The sequence below is a fragment of the Chryseobacterium sp. VAUSW3 genome (genome assembly GCF_002205795.1).
GTDB classification, from domain to species: domain Bacteria; phylum Bacteroidota; class Bacteroidia; order Flavobacteriales; family Weeksellaceae; genus Kaistella; species Kaistella yananensis.
Genome location: NZ_NIUY01000003.1, coordinates 13813 through 34333, shown reverse-complemented (window position 1 = coordinate 34333; position 20521 = coordinate 13813). Strand labels below are relative to the sequence as shown.

The window sequence follows — 20521 nt, the reverse complement described above, 5'->3', positions numbered from 1 at the left end:
AAAAACTTTCCCCGCAGCCCGTCTTGAGCGGAAATCCTTTTGTGAGGAGGAATGACGAATAAAAGATTGGCTACTTCATTATGTTTGGGAGCGGAAGGCGGATTAAGTTGCCCAAAAACATTAATCCAATGCCTGTTTCAAATCATTGATAATGTCATCGACATGCTCCAAACCAACCGAACACCTCACCAAACCGGCAGTAATTCCCACCTCGTTTCTTTCTTCCTCCGAAAGTTTAGAATGCGTTGTGGAAGCGGGATGCGTAACAATTGTTCTGGTGTCACCAAGATTTGCAGACAAGGAACACATCTTAATGCGGTTAAGAAAATTTCTGCCGCCTTCGATGCCGCCTTTTACTTCAAAAGCGACGATGTTACCGCCCATTTTCATCTGTTTTATGGCAGTTTCGTAGTTGGGATGGGATTTCAGGAAGGGATTTTTTACGAATTCAACTTTTGGGTGATTTTCAAGAAACTCAGCAACTTTCAAAGCATTTTCGCAATGTTTTTCAACCCGTACCGCAAGCGTTTCAAGGCTTTTACTTAAAACCCACGCGTTGAAAGGAGACATGGCAGGTCCTGTATTTCTGGCGAAAAGATAAATTTCTCTGATGAGATCTCCTTTCCCAACTGTAACGCCTCCTAAAACCCTGCCCTGCCCGTCAATCAGTTTTGTCGCCGAATGAACCACCAGATGGGCACCAAATTTTATCGGCTGCTGCAGATAAGGAGTGGCAAAACAGTTATCTACCACAAAAATAAGATTGTGTTTTTCGGCAATTTTTCCGAAAAATTCTAGATCGAGAACTTCGATCGCCGGATTTGTAGGTGTTTCGAGGTATAAAATCTTTGTGTTTGGCTGAATAAGCTGTTCAACATTTGCTGCATCTTCGGCTTTGAAGTAGGTTGTATTGATGTTCCATTTCGGAAAATATTTTGTAAATAAAGTATGTGTAGAACCAAAAACCGATTGGCAGCTAACGATATGGTCGCCCGAACTCAGCAGTGCAGCAAAAGTGGAATAAATTGCTGCCATGCCTGTACCAAATGCATATCCCGCTTCAGCACCTTCGAGACTCACCATTTTTTCGGTAAACTCGTTGACATTGGGATTAGAAAAACGGCTGTATAAATTTTTGGATTTTTCTTCGGCGAAGCTTGCTCGCATATCTTCAGCATCCTCAAATACGAAACTTGAAGTGAGATACAAAGGTGTAGAATGTTCGTCAAAGTGAGAACGCTGTGCCTGAATGCGGATGGCGTTGGTTTCAAAATTATCTGACATATGATTGTGGTTGAATTAAATATTATTTATTTTCCGAAAGTCTTAAAATATCACCGAAAACGCCTCGTGCAGTGACTTTCGCGCCTGCTCCTGCGCCCATGATGACTATTGGATTTTCGCCGTAACTTTCGGTATAGATTTCAAATATTGAATCTGAACCTTTGAGCTGACCCAAAGCAGAATCTGCAGGAACTGAAATCAGTTTTACGTCCAGCTCACCTTTTTCCTGTTGTAAATCACCGTGCAGATCGCCGGTAAATCTCAGCACATGGTTTTTCTGCTGCGAATTTTTCACCTCATCAAAAACTTCATCAAGCTCACTTAAACGCGCTATAAAATCATCTTTAGTGAGATTTCTAAAATTTTCCGGAACCAGATTTTCAATTTTAATATCACCGAATTCGTTGATTAAATCCAGTTCGCGCGCAAGAATAAGCAGTTTTCTGGCAACATCACTTCCGGATAAATCTTCGCGTGGATCCGGCTCAGTAAATCCCTTTTCCACCGCTTCTTTCAGAATTGTTGAAAACTTCTCGTCGCGCACGGAAAAATTGTTGAAAATATAGCTCAGCGATCCTGAAAAAACGCCTTTGATGCGGGTAATGTTCTCTCCGGACAAATGCAGCAGCTTAATCGTATCAATGAGCGGCAATCCTGCGCCTACATTGGTTTCGTAAAGGTATTTTTTGTTTTTCTTGTTAAGAATATGACGGAAATTCCGGTACTCGGAAATGGGTAGTGTATTGAAGATTTTGTTGGATGACACCAAATCGAATCCGTTTTCTGCAAGAACCGGATAATTTTTTACGAACTCTTTACTTGCGGTATTATCCACCACAATAAGATTTTCCAGCTGATTCTGCTGAGAAAAAGCAATAAGTTCTTCTACTTTTGACGGCCGTTCTGCCACCAGAATTTCTTCGTTCCAGTTTTCGCTGAATCCTGAACGGTTAAGCGCAATTTTTTTGGAATTGGCAACGGCAACAATCTTCAAATCGATTTTTTTTCTGTTCCGGATTTCTTCAGAACTTTCTAAAACCTGGTCTATCAAAGTACTTCCAACATTTCCGTGTCCAATGATTGCGAGGTGAACAGTTTTTGGTCTCGCAAAGATTTCAGCTTCAATGATATTCTTCGCTTTTTCGTCCTGAGAAGAAGTCACTACAATATTGACTCTGTTTTCTGCGGCCACCTGATTAAGAATCAACGGAAAGATATTGTTACGACCAAGTTCAGACATTATTTTATTGAAATCTTTAGAAACAAAACCAATGACCGAGACATTACTTATGCTGTAAATAAGGCTCACTTTTCCGGATTTTCTTTCCTGCTCAAACTCATTAATCAAACAGTTTACTGCTTTTTCTGCATCTGCCTCGCTCACCAGGACTGAAATCCCATTTTCGATCGCCTGTTGCGAGATAACGCCTACACTTATTCTGGCATAGGTAAGGGCTTTAAAGATTCTTCCGTCAATTCCGATTTCTCCCAGAAAATTTTTGCCTTCAAACTTAATGATGGCTCTATTTTTAATGAGTTTTACCTCTGTTTTATTTTTCATTAAATACTTTTTTTAAAATGTTTGTAAGTTGTTCATATTCCATAAGGAACGCGTCATGACCGTGAATGGAATTTATCCCGTGATAAAAGACATTTGGCCTTTTTGAAATTAAAAACTGATAAGCTTCCTTCATTTCTCGTGCGGGGAAAAACAAGTCTGAATCTACCGCCACAAGATGGATATCTGCAGAAATAAGATGCAGCTGGTCTCGATCAGCCCGGATACTCATCAATAACTGATTCATCAGTTTATATGCCTGTAAACTAAATCTTTCGGCCAGTTTTTTTCCATGAAAATTAAGCCAGTCTTCGGATTTTCGGAGTTCCTTATCAATGACACATTCATTTTTGAAACGGGAATTGAGTGATTCTGGCGTGCGGTAACAAAGCATCGCGTGAGCACGTGCTTTTTGCAATGGTTCTTCTTGCTGCTCCAAAAGAAATTTCTGCACCAAACATTGCGAATAAAGCCAGTCTGAAGTTCGAAAATCGCAGGCAACAGGAATGAAGTTTTCGGTAAGTCCGGGGTTTACTGCCAGCATTTCCCAACCGATGCCGCCCCCCAGTGAACCTCCGATGATGGTGTGAAGTTTTTCAATTTTTAAATACTTTAAACATTCAAGAAAAATTTTGGCGACATCTGATGTGATAAAATCCTGATAATTTTTTATAATATTTCCGTCATAACCATTTCCGGGAATATTAAAACACAGAACGGTAAATCGGTCGGTATCTATAATTTTTTCTTTACCAATAAGATCCTTCCACCATCCTTTTTCACCTGAAACGTTAGAATTTCCTGTTAGCGCATGATTCACGAGAATTACCGGCGCAGAAAATAATTCAGGCCCGAAAATTTGATACGACAAACTAATATCAAGAATTTTTCCTGAATGTAATTTAAACTGATAAAGAGTGATAAAGTTTAGCTGGTTTTCCAATTTTTAAAAAAATTAAAAATTGAAAATGCTACCGAAGAATGGTAAAAAAATTTGTGTTATCTGCATCGCCTAAGCGAATAGAATGTAGCACCTTCTCCGTTTCCGAAGGGTTGCCAAGGTTTCTCTGAGTCTAGTCTCTCCACCTTTCTTGATAACATTTTCAATATGTAAATGAACAAAATCTGTTGCAAAAGTAGTTATTTTTTCTAAAATATCCCTAAAAACCGAAAAGATTTTTATTTCATAATTTCGCACCTGAAATTTGAATTATGACAGCTGAAAGACAAAGAATGCTCGACGACCAATGGAAAAAATGGGGGCCTTATGTGAGCAACAGACAATGGGGAACGGTTCGTGAAGATTACAGCCACAACGGAAATGCGTGGGGACACACCACTTATAATGATGCCATCAGCAGGGCTTATCGCTGGAATGAGGATGGTATTGCTGGGATTTGTGATGACAAGCAATTGCTTTGCTTCGCATTTTCTTTCTGGAACCGAAAAGATAAAATGATCAAAGAAAGATTTTTCGGTTTAAGTAACTACGAAGGAAACCACGGCGAAGACATAAAAGAAATATTTTACTATCTCGACAATACACCTACACATTCTTACATGAAGATGGTGTACAAATACCCGATCCAGCGCTTTCCTTACGAAGAACTGATTGCAGAGAACGCCAGACGCTCCAAAACAGAACCCGAATATGAACTGGTTGATACCGGAATTTTCGACGATAATAATTATTTTGATCTCTTTATCGAATATGCAAAAATCGCTCATGATGATTTTGCCATACGTGTAACAGCCGTAAACAGAAGCAGGAATAAAGCACCGCTCGTCATTCTTCCAACGTTGTGGTACAGGAATAACTGGAGTTGGGGATACGGAACTTATGAACCATCACTAAAATCTTCGTCAAAAGGAACTATCGACATTTGCCACGATTCAATCCCTCAGAAAAAGTTTTATTCAAGAAATTCAGATACTGAATCATTGTTCTGTAATAATGAAACGAATCCGGCAAAAATAAATGCTCATCCTTCCGATCATAAATTTTTTAAAGACGGAATTAATGATTTTATAGTTCATCAGACAGAAAACACCTTAAATCCAGATCAAACAGGTACAAAAGCAAGCTTCTATATCACTACAGAACTTGAGGCCGGCGAAAGTAAGACTTTCGATTTCAGGCTGAGCCCACATGACATGGAGAACGCCTTCTTTGATTTCGACGAAATTTTTAGTCTTAGAAGACAGGAAGCCGAAGAATTTTATGCTGAACTGCAGTGTGACATTTCTGATGGAGACGAAAAAAACATTCAGCGGCAGGCTTTTGCCGGACTTTTATGGAATAAACAGTTCTATTATTACAACGTTGCGAAATGGCTGAAAGGTGATCCAAAATATGAAGCTCCAAGAAATTTCGATCATTATGTCCGCAATAAAGAATGGAAGCACATGCAGAACAAAGACATCATTTCCATGCCTGATAAGTGGGAATATCCCTGGTTTGCAACTTGGGATTTGGCTTTTCACTGCGTTCCGTTTGCGTTACTCGACCCGGAGTTTGCCAAATACCAGCTGACACTTCTCACGAAAGAATGGTATATCCACCCGAACGGGCAACTTCCGGCGTATGAATGGGATTTCAGCGACGTCAACCCACCGGTTCATGCCTGGTCTACCTTCAGGGTTTATAAGATTGATGAAAAAATGAATGGCAAACCCGATATTCCGTTTCTTGAGAGTGTTTTCCAGAAACTCCTGCTTAATTTTACGTGGTGGGTAAACAGGAAAGACAAAAAGGGAAACAATGTATTTGGTGGAGGCTTCCTCGGGCTTGATAACATTGGTGCATTCGACCGAAATATGCAGTTTAAAAACGGAGATCATCTGGAGCAGGCCGACGGCACCAGCTGGATGGCGATGTTTGCGCTCAATATGATGCGGATTTCCATGGAATTGGCACTTTATAACCCGGTATACGAGGATATGGCCATCAAATTTTTTGAACACTATCTATACATTGCAGAAGCGATGGAGAATATCGGTGGAGCCAAAGGCGGTCTCTGGAACGAAGAAGATGGCTTTTTCTACGATGTTTTACAGTTAAATGACGGTGATTCCATCTCCCTGAAATTAAGGAGTATTGTGGGGCTAATTCCAATGTTTGCTGTTGAAGTCATCGAACATGATACTTTGGAAAAACTTCCGAATTTCACAAAAAGAATGGACTGGATTCTTAAAAACAAACCGGAACTTGCCAATCTAGTTTCTCACTGGGAAGTGGAAGGCAAAGGCGGCAAGCATCTGATGAGCATCCTCAGAAAAACCAGACTCACAAGAGTGCTGGCGAGAATGGTTGATGAAAAAGAATTTTTATCCGATTACGGAATCAGATCGATGTCGAAAATTTATGAAGAAGAACCGTTTAGATTTACTGTTGATGGGCAAAATTTTACCGTAAAATATACACCTGCAGAAAGCGACAGCCGCATGTTTGGCGGCAACAGCAACTGGCGTGGCCCCATTTGGTTCCCTATCAACTTTCTGATTGTTGAGAGTCTGCAGAGATTTCATTATTACTATGGCGAAAGTTTACAGATTGAATTTCCTGCGAACAGCGGAGAAATGAGGAATCTGGAGTTTGTGTCTGATAATCTCAGCCAGCGTTTATGCTCTATTTTCCGTAAAAATGAAAGCGGAGAACGTGCTTTTAATGGCGGAAATTATTTACTGAACCATGATGAACATTTCAAAAATTACATTATGTTTAATGAATATTTTAACGGAGATACCGGAATGGGAATCGGCGCATCACACCAAACAGGTTGGACTGCAACGGTTGCTAAACTTATTAAACCCAGGATTTCGTAAAAAAAAACCAGACTTAAAATAAAACTCCGTATGTATCATTTTACATACGGAGTTTTTTATGCTTTATCGTTGTTGACATAAACTTCATAAGAAACGGTGACATTCGGCTCAAATGTTTTCGAAACCGAACAGTACTTTTCAAATGACAGTTCTGCAGCCTTCAGCGCTTTTTTCGGATCAATAACTCCCTGAAGGAAAAATTTCACAAGTATGCTTTTAAAAGGTTTTGCTTCATCAACCTGAATTCTCTCTCCCTCTACTTCTGCAGAAAAGCCTTCAATCACCTGACGCTGTTTTTTCAGGATCGATACGATATCAATACCACTGCATCCTGCAACAGCCATTAGAACGGTTTCCATTGGAGAAACTCCTTTCGCATCGGGTTGAGAGGTATTGTCGAGTATAATCTTATTTCCTGCCGCGTTGGTGCATTCAAATAAGTAATCATCGTTAATTCTGTTGAGTGTAATTTTCATTTATAAAATTTTTTTGAAATTAAAGTTTTTTTGGGGTGTTATGGACTTAAAAAATTAGAATCATTTTATTTTTACTAAATTTAGATATCCAAAATTACAAAAAATGAATTACGAAAATCATAAATCCGGAAACGGCGGCGTTATTACTTTAAAAAATGACTCCGAAGAAGTCGGAAGACTCACCTATACGATCTTCCCTGAAGAAAACAAACTTATTATTTCATTCGTATTGGTTCATCCTCAATTTGAAGGACGCGGAATGGGGAAATTTCTTGTTGAACATGCAATAGCGTTCGCCAGGGAAAATAACTGGAAAATCTACCCGCACTGTTCTTACGCACGAAGCGTAATGAACCGAATGAATGATGTAGGAGACATTTTATTACAACGCTAAAAACAAAAACTCAAAGAAAATCTTTGAGTTTTTTTATTGTATAATTAGATACTTTCCAGAAGTTCATCTGTTATTTCCATATTGTGGAATACATTCTGTACGTCATCATCTTCTTCAAACCGGTCGAGCATCTTCATATTGGCTTTAAACTGCTCCTGATTTACTTCTTTGGTGTTATTCGCAATTCTTTGCAATTCTGCACTCTTTACTTCAATCCCAAGACCATCAAGTTTATGTGAAAGCGTACCAAAATCTTCGAACGCTGTAGTAATCATTACTTCTTCATCGTCGCTTTCTACATCTTCGGCTCCTCCATCAATCATTTCCATTTCGAAATCATCCCAATCCATTTTAATTGAAGATTTATCAATGGAAAAAATTCCCTTACGGTCAAAGATAAAAGCTAATTCTCCGTTCTTTCCCAAGTTACCATCAAACTTGTTGAAAATTGCTCTTACATTAGCTACAGTTCTTGTAGGATTATTTGTGGTACATTCAACAAAAAACGCAACTCCGCCCTGCCCGTATCCTTCATACGTTACTTCCTCGTAATTTTCCGCATCCGCACCACTGGCTTTTTTTATAGCACGTTCCACGTTATCCTTCGGCATATTTGCACCTTTTGCGTTCTGAATGCACCTGCGAAGTGCAGGATTCGTATCCGCGTCCGGTCCTCCGGCTTTCACCGCGAGCGCGATATCTTTACCTATTTTTGAAAATGTTTTAGCCATCTTATCCCAACGGGCCATTTTAGATGCCTTTCTGTATTCGAATGCTCTTCCCATACTTTAGTTTTTTTAATCAATAAACGCTCTTCTTGCGAAGAGCGTTTATAAAATATTAGTTATAAGAAATTATTTCTTTTTAACGGTTTTCTTTTTTACCACTGGTAAATCAGATTTTTGCATTGCTTCCCAAGCATCAGAGTCAGCTGCAATAACTACAACTTTACGGTCTGCCATTCTTTCTTCATTAGAAGCGTTTTCAGCAACCTGAGCTTTTTGCTCGCCTACACCGATTGATTTAAGTTGGTTATCGTTAACTCCTCTTGCTTCAAGTGCTCCAACTACAGCTGCAGCTCTTTTTCTAGATAGTGTTAAGTTGTAAGCTTCTGAACCTTTCTTGTCAGTTTGACCTTCTACAATAAATTTACCACCATTAGAAGATTTCACGATTTCTGCAGCTTGATCAAGCTTAGCGTTAGATTCAGGTCTGATAGTTGCTTTGTCGAAATCAAATAGAATACCTTGTAATGCACCTGTAGCCTCTTCAGCGTACGCAGATTGTGGTTTAGGACAACCGTTGTATTGAGCAAGACCTGGAACTGTAGGACAAGCATCATCTTTATCTAATACTCCGTCGCCATCAGTATCTGGCCAAGGACATCCGTTATTTTCAGCTGGACCTGCAACTTCTGGACAAGCATCATCTTTATCAACAACACCGTCTCCGTCAGTATCTGGCCAAGGACAACCATTGTTTTCAACTGGACCAGCTACATCTGGACATTGGTCATCTTTATCTGGAACTCCATCTCCATCAGTATCAGGACAACCCTGGAATTCAGCTAAACCTGGAGTATCTGGACATAAATCATCTTTATCTAAGATACCATCTTTATCTCTGTCTGTATTTCCGAATCTGAACAATAAAGATGCAGAAGCTTGCCAAAAGTTAGCAACATCAGATTTATCAACAGGAGTTGATACATAATCACCCTGAATTCCAAGACCGAAGTTTTTAGTTATCCAGAAATTAGATCCTAAACCTGTAGCAACAGTGAAGTGATCTTTTCTTCTCTGCGTTGAAGGTGTGTTATCCGAAAAACCTAAATATGTTTGTCCGTTAACATCAGTTAATGGGAAATTAACACCCGAATAATCATGTCTTAAATAGTTCGCACCTACTCTTAAGTAAGGATCAAACCAAGAATCTTCATTCCAAAGTCCGTTAAACTTGAACTGAAGACCTAAACCTGTCATAAGGAAGAATTCTTTCCCCATTCCGATTCTCTTATTGTCAACATTCCCTACAGAAGTTTGCCAATCAAGAACTAAATACTTGTTTAAGTTTCTTGCAACAGTTAATTTTGAAAGCGGAGGTGTAATCGTAAAGTTGTCGATATTATACAACTCGCCACCATCTCCACCGCCAAAAGCACGTGGGAAAAAGTCTCCCACTTGTCCTCCAGCTGCAACATGATTTACTCCGTGAGCACCAACACCGATAAGCCACGGGTTGCTGGTCGTTTGAGCGAAAACAGTAGAGGCAACAGTAAGTGCCAATGCTGAAATTCCTAATTTTAGATTTTTCATAGAATTAAATGATTAAATAATTGATAATGCAAAATAAATATAATTTTTCCTTATAAACAAAGAATTTAAGAGAATTTTTAACTTTTCTTTAATAGTCGGTCGAGATTTCGTTTGTTTTCTCTATCTTTTATACTTTCCCGTTTATCAAAGAGTTTTTTACCTCTTCCGAGTGCAATAAGAATTTTAGCTTTCCCTTTTTCGTTAATATATAACTTAAGAGGGATTATTGTATTGCCAACATCTTTCAGCTTTTTTGCGAACTTTTGCAACTCTCTTTTATGCAGAAGCAATTTCCGTTCCCTTTTTGTTTTATGGTTATAAAATGTTCCCAATTTATACTCATCAATCATCATATTAATGATGTACAGTTCACCATCAATAAACTGGCAAAACGCTTCCGTGATACTTGCTTTTGAAGATCTCAAAGATTTTATCTCTGTCCCTGTAAGCACCATACCAGCTTCAATTTCCTCTAAAATTTCATATTCAAACCTGGCTCGTTTATTGAAAATATTAACTGTTTTTTCAATCTTCATTTCTCTGGAAAATATACTGAATTAATAATCTGTTAATTTTAAGAATTTTTAACGAAATTTTACATAACAACAGAAGAAAACGGAATCAACAATTGCTGGAAAATAGAAATGAAGCACAAAACCCAATTTCTTTTCGTAATTTTGCAGCAAATTTACAAAACTATATGTTAACAGTATCTAATTTATCTTTACAATTCGGGAAAAGAGTGCTTTTCGATGACGTAAACATCATGTTTACCAAAGGAAACTGCTACGGAATTATCGGTGCTAATGGTGCCGGAAAGTCCACTTTTCTTAAAATACTAACCGGACAACAAGACCCTACAACAGGAAGCGTATCTTTGGAGCCAGGCAAAAGAATGTCGGTTTTAGAGCAGGATCACTTTGCATACGATAATTTCACGGTTTTAGAAACCGTATTACGAGGAAATAAAAAGCTTTTCGAGATAAAGGAAGAAATGGATGCTTTATATGCTAAAGAAGATTTTTCTGATGCGGATGGGATTAAAGCCGGCGAATTGGGTGTACTTTATGACGAAATGGGAGGCTGGAATTCAGAATCTGATGCGATGACGATGTTATCGAATGTAGGAATTAAAGATGATATGCATTACCAGCTGATGAGTGAGCTCGAAAATCAGAATAAAGTAAAAGTACTTTTGGCTCAGGCGCTATTCGGGAATCCTGATGTTTTAATTTTGGATGAACCTACCAACGATCTTGATATCGATACGATTTCATGGCTTGAAGATTTCCTTTCAACTTACGAAAACACCGTAATCGTTGTTTCGCACGACCGTCACTTTTTAGATGCGGTTTGTACCAATATTGCGGATTTAGATTATTCGAAATTGAATCTTTATACTGGGAATTACTCGTTCTGGTACCAAGCGTCTCAGCTAGCCACAAGACAGCGTCAACAAGCTAACAAAAAGGCAGAGGAAAAGAAAAAAGAACTTCAGGACTTTATTGCAAGATTCTCTTCTAACGTTGCAAAAGCCAAACAGGCCACTGCAAGAAAAAAAATGATCGATAAACTTAATATTGATGACATTAAGCCGTCGTCAAGAAGATATCCGGCGATTATATTCGATACCGAACGAGAAGCGGGCGACCAGATTTTAGAAGTGAAGGACCTTGAAAAAACCAAAGACGGTGAGCTTTTATTCTCAAATATTGATCTTAACCTTAAAAAAGGAGATAAAATAGCGGTACTTTCTAAAAACAGTTTAGCAATTACTGAATTTTTCGAGATATTAGGTGGCAACAGCAGCCCAGACAAAGGAACTTTTAACTGGGGAATTACAACCACACAGTCGTATATGCCGCTCGATAATACCGCCTTCTTCCAGGAAGACATTAACTTAGTAGATTGGCTGAGACAATTTACTAAAAATGATGAAGAGCGACACGAAGAATTTATGAGAGGCTTCTTAGGAAAAATGCTTTTCTCCGGAGACGAAGCTTTAAAATCCTGTAAAGTACTTTCCGGAGGTGAAAAAATGCGTTGTATGTTTTCGCGAATGATGCTACAGAAAGCAAATGTACTTTTGCTTGATGAGCCTACAAACCACCTGGATTTGGAGAGTATTACCACGTTAAACAACTCTTTAACCAATTTCAAGGGAACAATTTTACTTGCTTCACATGACCACGAAATGCTTGAAACTGTCTGTAACAGAATCATTGAGTTAACTCCAAAAGGCATTATCGACAGAGAAATGTCTTACGACGAATATTTAGCCGACAAAAAAGTGAAAGAACTCCGCCAGCAAATGTATTCCTAATCACTAAGAATTTAAATTTCAAATGATAAAAAAACCGTTCAGTAAACTGGGCGGTTTTTCATTTGTTCCTTCATCACGCTACCATCTTTTTTCGTATTTTTGTGAGATTATGAGTCAAAAGTGGATATACAAACCAGAACCCGATGAAGATATTGTTGATAGCATAAGCTCCTCACTTGGCTTTGGCACCTTTGAGTCTAAAATCCTCGTGCTGAGAGGAATCGACAATTATCAGAAAGCAAGAGAATTCTTCAAACCCAATCTCAGCGATATTCATAATCCGTTTTTAATGAAAGACATGCAGATTGCGGTAGACCGTATTGCGACTGCTATAGAAAACGGCGAAAAAATTCTGGTGTATGGAGATTATGATGTAGATGGCACAACTGCTGTGGCTCTCATGTATCTCTACCTGAGCAAAATCGTTGACAAAAAGTATCTCGATTATTATATCCCCGACCGAAATTCAGAAGGATACGGAATCTCTACCGAAGGTATTGATTTCGCCAAAGAGAACGGATTTTCACTAATCATCGCTCTGGATTGCGGGATTAAAGCCATTGATAAAATTCAATATGCCAAAAACCTTGGCGTAGATTTTATCATTTGTGATCACCATTTACCAGGCGACGAAATTCCACAGGCGGTAGCTGTTCTCGATCCCAAAAGGAAAGACTGCAGGTATCCTTTCAAAGAACTTTCAGGTTGTGGCGTAGGTTTTAAACTTTGTCAGGGTCTGAATACCATCTATAAAATTCCCGAAGCCGAACTTTTCGAACTCACGGACTTACTGGCCATATCAATAGCAGCAGACATTGTTTCCATGACCGGAGAAAACCGGGTTTTGGCAAAACAAGGACTTAAAGTTCTTCGAAAATCCAGAAATTTAGGTTTAAGGATGTTGATTCCCGAAGATAAACTGGCCACTTTTGAAATCTCGAATATCGTTTTCGAAATCGCACCTAAAATAAACGCTGCCGGCAGAATCTCCCACGGGAAAGCTGCTGTCGAACTGATGGTTTCCGATAATCTGAAACAGGCTCAACAGATCGTCAACGATATTATTACACTCAACGATTCACGCCGCGAGATGGATATGAGCAGTACAACTGAAGCACTTCTGCAGGTGGAAGAAACTGGCCAGGTACAAAATTTCACGACCATTGTTTACGGATCCAATTGGAACAAAGGTGTAATCGGAATTGTTGCCTCACGCCTTATCGAATCCTATTACAAACCAACATTGGTATTTACCGATGGAAATAATGGGGAAATGGTAGCTTCTGCCCGCTCAGTTGCCGATTTCGACGTACACGACGCATTGGAAAGCTGCTCAGAATTTTTCCTGAAATTTGGCGGACATCCAGCTGCTGCAGGACTTTCTATGGAAAAAGATAAGTTTGATCTCTTCCGCGAAAAATTTGAAAAAATAGTTGCCGAAAAAATTCAGGAACACCAGAAAGAACCAAGTATAAAGATTGATTCTGATGTAGACATCGACGATCTGAACAAGGATTTTTTTAATTTCCACAGGAAACTGGCACCATTTGGGCCACATAATATGAAGCCGGTTTTGGTTCTGAAAAACCAGAAAGTTGCGGGTTATGTAAAAACAATGGGAAAAGACGCAAGCCACATAAAATTCTACATCCGACAGGAATCTACAGGAAGAAATATTGAATGCGTAGGCTTTAAATTAGGGAAATATGCAGATAATTTCCGGGAAAAATCTTTTGATATCGCCTTTACCGCAGAAGAAAATCACTGGAAAGGAAATGTAACCTATTACCTGAATATCCGTGACGTAAAATTTAATTAAGAACAGACGGAATCACAGCATTTTATGCCTTTCGAAAGCTTTGTTGCGGTCGAATATATAACGGTAGGTTGCGAGTTTTCTCGTAACTTCTGTTTCCAGATTCTCGGCAATACGAATCATTTTAGGATTAAAGTCGCCAATCCACTGCATTTCGTAATCTTCAAAATCTGTCGTTTTTCTGAAATGTTTTGTTCCTTCCCAAATCATATAACCATCGATCCCTTTTCGCTGCCATTCGGGAACAATACCAAAAACCAACCCGACCATCTTTCTATTTGTTTTGAATTTTTTTACCAAAAGAAACTTCAGTTTCTGCCATAACCCAAACTTTCCATCGAGATATTTAAACCATTGGTTTAGATCCGGGATATTCATCCACATCGCGATAGGTTTTTCATTTTCGTAAACAAACCAGGAAATATGCTCGTTGATGACTGGCTTCAATGTTGAAAAAAGCTTCAGCGTGTGGGCTTTTGTAATTTCTTTTCCTTCCCCATGATTTGCCCAGGCTTTATTGTAAACTTCAGTAAAATCTGCAGCGTATTTCTCCAGATCCTTTATCTTCATTCTTCTGGCTGAAATTGCCGGATTCTTTGAAATCCGTTCATGCATGCGGAGAAAATTTTCATTAACACCGTCATGAACTTTTCTGCCAAAACACAACTGATTGAAATAAACTTTAAACCCGTAATTCTCAAAAAGTCCTTTGTAATATGGAGCGTTATAATTCATTGCGTAAAGCGGCTCAGAAAAACCTTCAATCAGCAACCCCCAGAATTTATCGCGTTCACCGAAGTTTATCGGTCCGTCCATCGCTTCCATTCCTTTTTCCTGAAGACGCTTTTTTGCAAAATCGAATATAAAATTTGCGGTGGTCTGGTCGTTGATGCAGTCGAAAAATCCAATCCCACCTGTCGGTTGGGCCTGGCGGTACTTTTTATTGATGAAGACTGCAATTTTTCCTACCGTTTCATTTTTATCATTCAGAAATATAAATCTTTCACATTCGCCAGATCTGAAAAATTTATTTTTTTTAGGATCAAAAACCGCTTCAATATCCTGATCAAGCGGTCGGATATAATTTTTGTCATTAACAAAAAGCAACGATGGAAAATTCAGGAATAATTTTATATGATGATCTGAAACGACTTGTACTGCCTTCATTTCTCAAAAATAAGAATAATTTCTGTTGGTACTGAGGATTGATTTTGATTTTTTAATTAATTTTATGCAAACATATCCCCGTGAAAAAAACGCTTGTTGTTTTTGCACATCCTCATTTTGAATACTCCCACGCCAATGCGGAGCTTATAAAAGCATACGGCGATTTTCCTGAAGTTGATTTCAAAGACCTTTATGAAGAGTATCCGGATTTTCACATTGCCAGCTTTCGTGAGAGAAAAAGAATCCGGGATTATGAGCGGCTGGTTTTTCATTTCCCTCTAATTTGGTTTTCCTCTCCGCCTCTTCTAAAACTTTGGATTGACGAAGTTTTTGATTTGAAATGGTTGTCCGAAGACCAAAATCCCTTAAAGAATAAAGACGCTGTTATCATTGTGACCATGGGAGGCAAAGAAGAAAATTATTCTGAAAACGGACTTTACGGAACTACCATTTCTGATTTGATGAAATTTCTTACGCTTTCACTAAAAGTGAATTCCATTGAGGTAAAAGAAATTCTTGCAATTCACAATGCGGATGATCTCACCAAAGCTGAACTCACAAAATTTACCGATAAAATTAAGCACATCTTACAGATCCCATGAGCGATAATTCACTTGCAATGACCAGCCTAATATTTTTGGGTGCCGCGATTATCATGGTTCCTCTGGTTCGCAAGCTGGGATTAAGTTCCGTGATTGGATTTATTTTGGGTGGAATTTTAATCGGACCTTTTGGATTAAAGTTGACGGGAAATGATTCTGATGACATCATGCATGCCACAGAATTCGGTGTAATTATGCTTCTTTTCTTGGTTGGTTTGGAATTTGAGCCGAAAAAATTCTGGAAAATCCGGAAGAAAATCCTGGGAATGGGGTTAAGCCAAATGCTTATTACCATTGTCGTTTTATTTGCCTGTTTTTATTATGCAGAATGGCATACAGACCATGCATTAGTTACAGCGGTGTGTTTTGCACTGTCTTCTACAGCGATTGTTTTGCAAACATTAAAAGAAAAAAATATCTTCCGGACCGATGCCGGGGAAGCTTCTTTTTCGATTCTTCTTTTTCAGGATATGTCGGTTATTCCGATTTTGGCACTTTTGCCAATTTTAGCAAAAAGACCTGAAGAAAACGATCATCAAATCCTGTTGCAGTATCTTCCGGATTGGCTGCAGCCATTTTCGATAATTTTAGGTGTTTTAGTTCTCATCTTTCTCGGGCGCTTCGTTTTTGTTCCTTTTCTAAGATATGTTTCACGGTCGGGAATGAATGAACTTCTTACCGCATCATCATTATTTTTAGTCATCGGTGTATCAGAATTAATGGCTTCCGTGGGCTTAAGTCCGGCTTTGGGCGCATTTCTGGCGGGTGTAATGCTGGCAACAAGCGAATTCCGTCATGAACTGGAGAGTCAGATTGATCCTTTTAAAGGTCTTTTGCTGGCTGTATTTTTTGTTAGTGTTGGCGCCACAATCAACTTTTTTGTGATTATGCAGGACCCGATGTTTATTTTTACAACTACAATTGTGGTGCTGGCAGTAAAATTTGCGGTACTTTTCGGGGTTGGGAAGTTTTTCGGATTGAAAACTGATCAGAATTTACTGGTTGCATTTGCACTTTCCCAAATCGGGGAATTTTCTTTCGTACTGGTGAATTATGCAACAAAATTATATCTTTTAAATCCTGAACTTAATGCACAGCTGATGGCAATAACAGCAATCACGATGTGTGTTACACCAGTACTTCTTATCATTAACGAAAAATATTTCGAACCAAAATTTTTAAATATTCAAAACGATGCTTTTGAAAATACAGAACCCATCAAACAACAGAAAATAATTATTGTAGGTTTTGGCCACTTCGGCAGTACTGTAGGCCGACTCTTAAGAGTAAACGGAATACAGTCTACGGTGTTGGACAATGATCCGCAACGGGTGAATTTATTGAAATCGAATCATTTTAAAGTGTATTTTGGCGACGCAACCAAACCTGGAATCTTGCGTTCCGCAGGTGCAGAAACTGCAGATTTACTAATCCTGTGCCTGGATGATCCGGAAAAAAATAAATTCATCCTTGAATATGCGCGCAAAAAATATCCACAGCTGAAAATCTTTGTACGTGCAAAAAACCGTCTCGATGCTTATGATTTTTATAATAACGGAGTCGATAATATTTACAGAGAAACCCTAGGAACTGCAGTTGATATGGCAGTTGACATCCTGAAAGCAACAGGCATGCGTTCGTATGCCGCAAGAAGGCTTGGGAAAAGATTTATGTTGATCGACAAAGCGATGGTGAGGAAACTTGCAAAAGAACAGCTTAAAGATAAAATTACTTTCACCATGAAAGAATCGCTTGAGCGTGAAGCAGAACTTCTTGCTGAAGACAGCCATTCCTTTGACGAATCCCAGTGGAATAATAACGAAGAAATCTAAATCAGTACGCTGGGCAATCCTGTAAACTGATATTCGTTAGATTAAGAATCTTGCCATCCATTGTCACTTTTACCTGTGGAAAGATTCCGTAAACACAGTCGCTTACCATATCCTTAAAATCTCCATTACTGGCTTCAATGGATACACCATTGCCGGAAAGCGTATAATTATTCTCGTTAAAATCAAATCGGGTCAGGTCATAATTTTTTCCGTCGATATTGATTATTCCTTTATTTGAGTTCTGATCGAAATAAAATAATGTTATCCCATTTTGAGTAAAAACCGATCTTCCCTGTTCCGGAGAAATATGCTGAGGAGTAATTTCGAACGCCGGTGAATAATCTGGGTTTTTTATAACTGCCGTTTTCGAACTGTCAGTTGCGGAAAGTTCTACATTTTGTGTAATATTCTGTGTACTGACTTTATCGTTTTCTTTAACGCAGGAAAACAAAACCGCAAAAGTAATGAAGTGAAGCGTGTTTTTCATAGCTGGAATTAATGATTTTCCAGAAGCAAGAACTATTCCTTCAAATAATTTTATTTGTAATTTCCTAAAATCATTTTCCGAAACTCAAAATCGCGAGTTCGTAACCTTTAAGCCCGAAACCGCTCAAAACGCCATCTGTATTGGCTGCGGTAACAGATTTCTGGCGGAATTCTTCCCTTTTATATATGTTACTGATGTGAACTTCAATTTTCGGTTTAGAAATATTTTTGAGACAATCTGCAATTGCATAAGAATAATGGGTAAAAGCACCGGGATTAATTACAAGCGCACCAAAATCATCTTCCTGTATACGATTGATAATTTCACCTTCAACATTCGACTGGTAATAAGTAATTTGATGATCCGGAAATTTATGCTGAAGGTTACTCAGCTCATCTTCCATAGAAGTTGTTCCGTAAATCTCAGGCTCGCGCGTCCCGAGCAAATTAAGATTGGGACCGTTGACAATAAGTATTTTCATAAAATTAAAAACTCCTCAAATATAGCCATAAAAAAACTTCCGAAAAACTAATTTCGGAAGTTAAGTAGCCCGTAGGGGAATCGAACCCCTCTTACCAGAATGAAAATCTGAGGTCCTAACCGATAGACGAACGGGCCAGACTCTTTATTTAATTAAGCTAGTTTATTAACGTGCTTAGTTAATTTGCTTTTTAAGTTTGCAGCTTTGTTTTTGTGAATGATATTTTTCTTCACCAATTTATCTAACAAAGAGATTACTAAAGGCAACTGCTCTGTTGCAACTTTTTTGTCTTCTTCATTTCTCAGACCTTTCATAGCTGTTCTCGCAGTTTTATGATAGTATCTGTTTCTTAATCTTTTCTTTTCGCTTTGTCTGATTCTTTTCAGAGCTGAGTTATGATTTGCCATATCGTTTCCTAAATGTGGGTGCAAAGATATAAAATATTTTTATTACACCAAATAGTTTTTAATTTTTTTTAAAAAAATTTTCAATCTTTTGTAGCCTATAGGGGAATCGAACCCCTGTTGCAAGAATGAAAATCTTGAGTCCTTACCACTAGACGAATAGGCCTTTGTTTGAGGACTGCAAAAATATTAATTAAGTTTTAAACCTGCAATACCAAACCCATGTTTATTTTGAAACTTTTTGAATTACTGAATCATCAATACCTTTCAACTCAATGGCTTTCTGTGCTTTAACAGCTTCCTCCAGACTCGAAAATTTTCCGTAGGTATAATAAAATTTACCGTTTTCTTTTACCCGGTTCACATCCTTCAGTGTATTCAGCACTTTTGAATTGGAGCTGAGCTTCTGTGAAGTTACAGCAATTTCCAGAGTATAATACCCAATTCCCAGCTTCTGGTTCGGCACAAATGAGATTGAAGTTGCATTCTTGAAGCCAGCATCTCGCGCAGTTTTCAGGTTATTGTCTCTTACTGATGCTAAATTGGTGGTGCCATAATAATATTTGTACATGCCATTCTCTTTAATCGGAAGGATATAGTTCAAGCCTTTAAGCGCAGGATCCGTACTGTTATATTTTGATGGGGATGACATCAGTAAAATTCTGAAATCATTTTTAAGCGGTTTTTCTTCAGGCACAGGCTCGGGTTTAGGAGCCGCGGTGGCATTTCTGTCAAATGTTTTTTTATAATCGATAATCGCATCGTATATACTTCCTGCAATTTCGTTTTGTCCTTTTTCGGAAGCCAGATACATGGCATCATCATAATTACTGATAAAGCCGGTCTCAATTAATACAGACGGCATGGCATTAAGCCTCAAAACGTGTAAATTCTGTTGCTTTACCCCTCTTGAAAATCTTTTGTTCTTTTTTACGAAATTGCCTTCTACAAAACTCCCGAAAAGCAGACTGCTTTCCAAATACTTGCTTTGCTGAATTTTCAACGCAATTAAGGATTCTGGTGATTTGGGATCATAAGACGCAAACATTTCACGATCTTTCTCGTCCAGATAAATTACGTCGTTCTCAGCTTTTGCCACCTCAAGATTGGTTTTATTCTGGTCCGGTCCCTGTACAAAAGTTTCAGTGCCATAAGGGCTTGTTTTCGTGCTGGCATTGCAGTGAACAGAGATAAAAAGATCTGCTTTACTTCGGTTTGCCAATGTAGTACGTTCGGTAAGCGATGGATATTCGTCGATTTTACGGGTATAAATTATTTTGAAGTCTTTATTTTTCTCCAACATTCGCCCTACCTTCAGTACAACGGAGAGGGTTACATCTTTTTCCCGTAAAGTGCCAACTTCACTATAATAGCGGTTTGCACCATGATCCGAACCGCCATGTCCCGCATCAAGAACTACGGTGAATTTTTTTTGCGCTCCGATAACTGAAAAAAGAAGAAGAAAAAAGAGGTGAAAATATTTTTTAAAAGAAAAACTATAGTTAATCATCATTACATTTTAAAAATTATGCTAATTTTGACCACAAATTACAGAAA

Annotated in this window: 18 protein-coding genes, 2 tRNA genes and 1 riboswitch; of the genes, 6 read left to right on the top strand and 14 right to left on the bottom strand. The window is 38.5% G+C overall.

Features of this window, described 5'->3' with window-relative positions:
• Positions 1 to 120: 120 nt before the first annotated feature.
• The 3 genes from CDW55_RS09810 to CDW55_RS09800 are packed head-to-tail and all read right to left on the bottom strand — an operon-like array spanning position 121 to position 3785.
• Entirely contained in the window at positions 121 to 1284 is a 1164-nt protein-coding gene (locus tag CDW55_RS09810) for a trans-sulfuration enzyme family protein (RefSeq protein WP_088469605.1), read from the bottom strand.
• Between the two features lie 22 nt (positions 1285 to 1306).
• Positions 1307 to 2845, bottom strand: coding sequence for an ACT domain-containing protein (locus CDW55_RS09805; protein ID WP_088469604.1), 1539 nt, complete (start codon positions 2843 to 2845; stop codon positions 1307 to 1309).
• On the bottom strand, positions 2835 to 3785 hold the full coding sequence (locus tag CDW55_RS09800; protein WP_088469603.1) for an alpha/beta fold hydrolase: 951 nt from the start codon (positions 3783 to 3785) through the stop codon (positions 2835 to 2837). Before CDW55_RS09800 ends, CDW55_RS09805 begins: the two co-directional genes overlap by 11 nt.
• Before the next feature lie 53 nt (positions 3786 to 3838).
• Positions 3839 to 3943, bottom strand: a riboswitch (SAM riboswitch).
• 111 nt (positions 3944 to 4054) lie between these two features.
• On the opposite strand from CDW55_RS09800, the gene CDW55_RS09795 reads away from it, so the two are divergent.
• On the top strand, positions 4055 to 6667 hold the full coding sequence (locus tag CDW55_RS09795; RefSeq protein WP_088469602.1) for an MGH1-like glycoside hydrolase domain-containing protein: 2613 nt from the start codon (positions 4055 to 4057) through the stop codon (positions 6665 to 6667).
• Positions 6668 to 6723: 56 nt separating this feature from the next.
• On the opposite strand, the gene CDW55_RS09790 is transcribed toward CDW55_RS09795, so the two are convergent.
• Entirely contained in the window at positions 6724 to 7143 is a 420-nt protein-coding gene (locus tag CDW55_RS09790; RefSeq protein WP_088469601.1) for an OsmC family protein, read from the bottom strand.
• A 67-nt stretch (positions 7144 to 7210) separates the two neighbouring features.
• Between CDW55_RS09790 and CDW55_RS09785 the strand changes: the two genes are divergently transcribed.
• Positions 7211 to 7537: a GNAT family N-acetyltransferase gene (locus tag CDW55_RS09785; protein ID WP_330697470.1), complete on the top strand. Its 327-nt coding sequence runs from the start codon at positions 7211 to 7213 to the stop codon at positions 7535 to 7537.
• A 44-nt stretch (positions 7538 to 7581) separates the two neighbouring features.
• On the opposite strand, the gene CDW55_RS09780 is transcribed toward CDW55_RS09785, so the two are convergent.
• The 3 genes from CDW55_RS09780 to smpB form a co-directional block, all read right to left on the bottom strand.
• On the bottom strand, positions 7582 to 8322 hold the full coding sequence (locus CDW55_RS09780; protein ID WP_088469599.1) for a YebC/PmpR family DNA-binding transcriptional regulator: 741 nt from the start codon (positions 8320 to 8322) through the stop codon (positions 7582 to 7584).
• A gap of 69 nt (positions 8323 to 8391) precedes the next feature.
• Positions 8392 to 9852 (bottom strand): OmpA family protein, encoded by a 1461-nt coding sequence (locus tag CDW55_RS09775; RefSeq protein WP_088469598.1) that lies wholly within the window; start codon positions 9850 to 9852, stop codon positions 8392 to 8394.
• A gap of 77 nt (positions 9853 to 9929) precedes the next feature.
• The gene (smpB, locus tag CDW55_RS09770; protein ID WP_088469597.1) at positions 9930 to 10388 is read right to left on the bottom strand and encodes an SsrA-binding protein SmpB; all 459 of its coding nucleotides are present in this window, start codon (positions 10386 to 10388) and stop codon (positions 9930 to 9932) included.
• Between the two features lie 164 nt (positions 10389 to 10552).
• Between smpB and CDW55_RS09765 the strand changes: the two genes are divergently transcribed.
• Entirely contained in the window at positions 10553 to 12175 is a 1623-nt protein-coding gene (locus CDW55_RS09765) for an ABC-F family ATP-binding cassette domain-containing protein (RefSeq protein ID WP_088469596.1), read from the top strand.
• A gap of 109 nt (positions 12176 to 12284) precedes the next feature.
• The gene (gene recJ / locus CDW55_RS09760) at positions 12285 to 13994 is read left to right on the top strand and encodes a single-stranded-DNA-specific exonuclease RecJ (RefSeq protein WP_088469863.1); all 1710 of its coding nucleotides are present in this window, start codon (positions 12285 to 12287) and stop codon (positions 13992 to 13994) included.
• A gap of 12 nt (positions 13995 to 14006) precedes the next feature.
• Here the strand turns inward: recJ and CDW55_RS09755 are convergent, their stop codons facing one another.
• Positions 14007 to 15158, bottom strand: a complete 1152-nt coding sequence (locus CDW55_RS09755; RefSeq protein ID WP_088469595.1) for a hypothetical protein — start codon at positions 15156 to 15158, stop codon at positions 14007 to 14009.
• An 80-nt stretch (positions 15159 to 15238) separates the two neighbouring features.
• Here CDW55_RS09755 and CDW55_RS09750 point away from each other — a divergent pair, with 80 nt between their 5' ends.
• Positions 15239 to 15760 (top strand): NAD(P)H-dependent oxidoreductase, encoded by a 522-nt coding sequence (locus CDW55_RS09750; protein WP_088469594.1) that lies wholly within the window; start codon positions 15239 to 15241, stop codon positions 15758 to 15760.
• Positions 15757 to 17592 (top strand): monovalent cation:proton antiporter-2 (CPA2) family protein, encoded by a 1836-nt coding sequence (locus tag CDW55_RS09745; protein ID WP_088469593.1) that lies wholly within the window; start codon positions 15757 to 15759, stop codon positions 17590 to 17592. The genes CDW55_RS09750 and CDW55_RS09745 overlap by 4 nt, the downstream gene beginning before the upstream one ends.
• A 1-nt stretch (position 17593) precedes the next feature.
• Here the strand turns inward: CDW55_RS09745 and CDW55_RS09740 are convergent, their stop codons facing one another.
• The 6 genes from CDW55_RS09740 to CDW55_RS09715 form a co-directional block, all read right to left on the bottom strand.
• Positions 17594 to 18079: a hypothetical protein gene (locus tag CDW55_RS09740; protein WP_088469592.1), complete on the bottom strand. Its 486-nt coding sequence runs from the start codon at positions 18077 to 18079 to the stop codon at positions 17594 to 17596.
• A 70-nt stretch (positions 18080 to 18149) separates the two neighbouring features.
• Entirely contained in the window at positions 18150 to 18560 is a 411-nt protein-coding gene (locus CDW55_RS09735) for a type II 3-dehydroquinate dehydratase (protein WP_088469591.1), read from the bottom strand.
• A 65-nt stretch (positions 18561 to 18625) separates the two neighbouring features.
• Positions 18626 to 18697, bottom strand: a tRNA-Glu gene (locus CDW55_RS09730).
• A 15-nt stretch (positions 18698 to 18712) separates the two neighbouring features.
• Complete coding sequence (gene rpsT, locus CDW55_RS09725) at positions 18713 to 18967, bottom strand: 30S ribosomal protein S20 (RefSeq protein WP_088469590.1); 255 nt, start codon at positions 18965 to 18967, stop codon at positions 18713 to 18715.
• A gap of 91 nt (positions 18968 to 19058) precedes the next feature.
• Positions 19059 to 19130: transfer RNA gene (locus tag CDW55_RS09720), tRNA-Glu, on the bottom strand.
• Between the two features lie 60 nt (positions 19131 to 19190).
• Positions 19191 to 20474 carry an N-acetylmuramoyl-L-alanine amidase gene (locus CDW55_RS09715; protein WP_088469862.1) on the bottom strand — a complete coding sequence of 428 codons (1284 nt, stop codon included), beginning with the start codon at positions 20472 to 20474 and terminating at the stop codon, positions 19191 to 19193.
• Positions 20475 to 20521 lie beyond the last annotated feature (47 nt).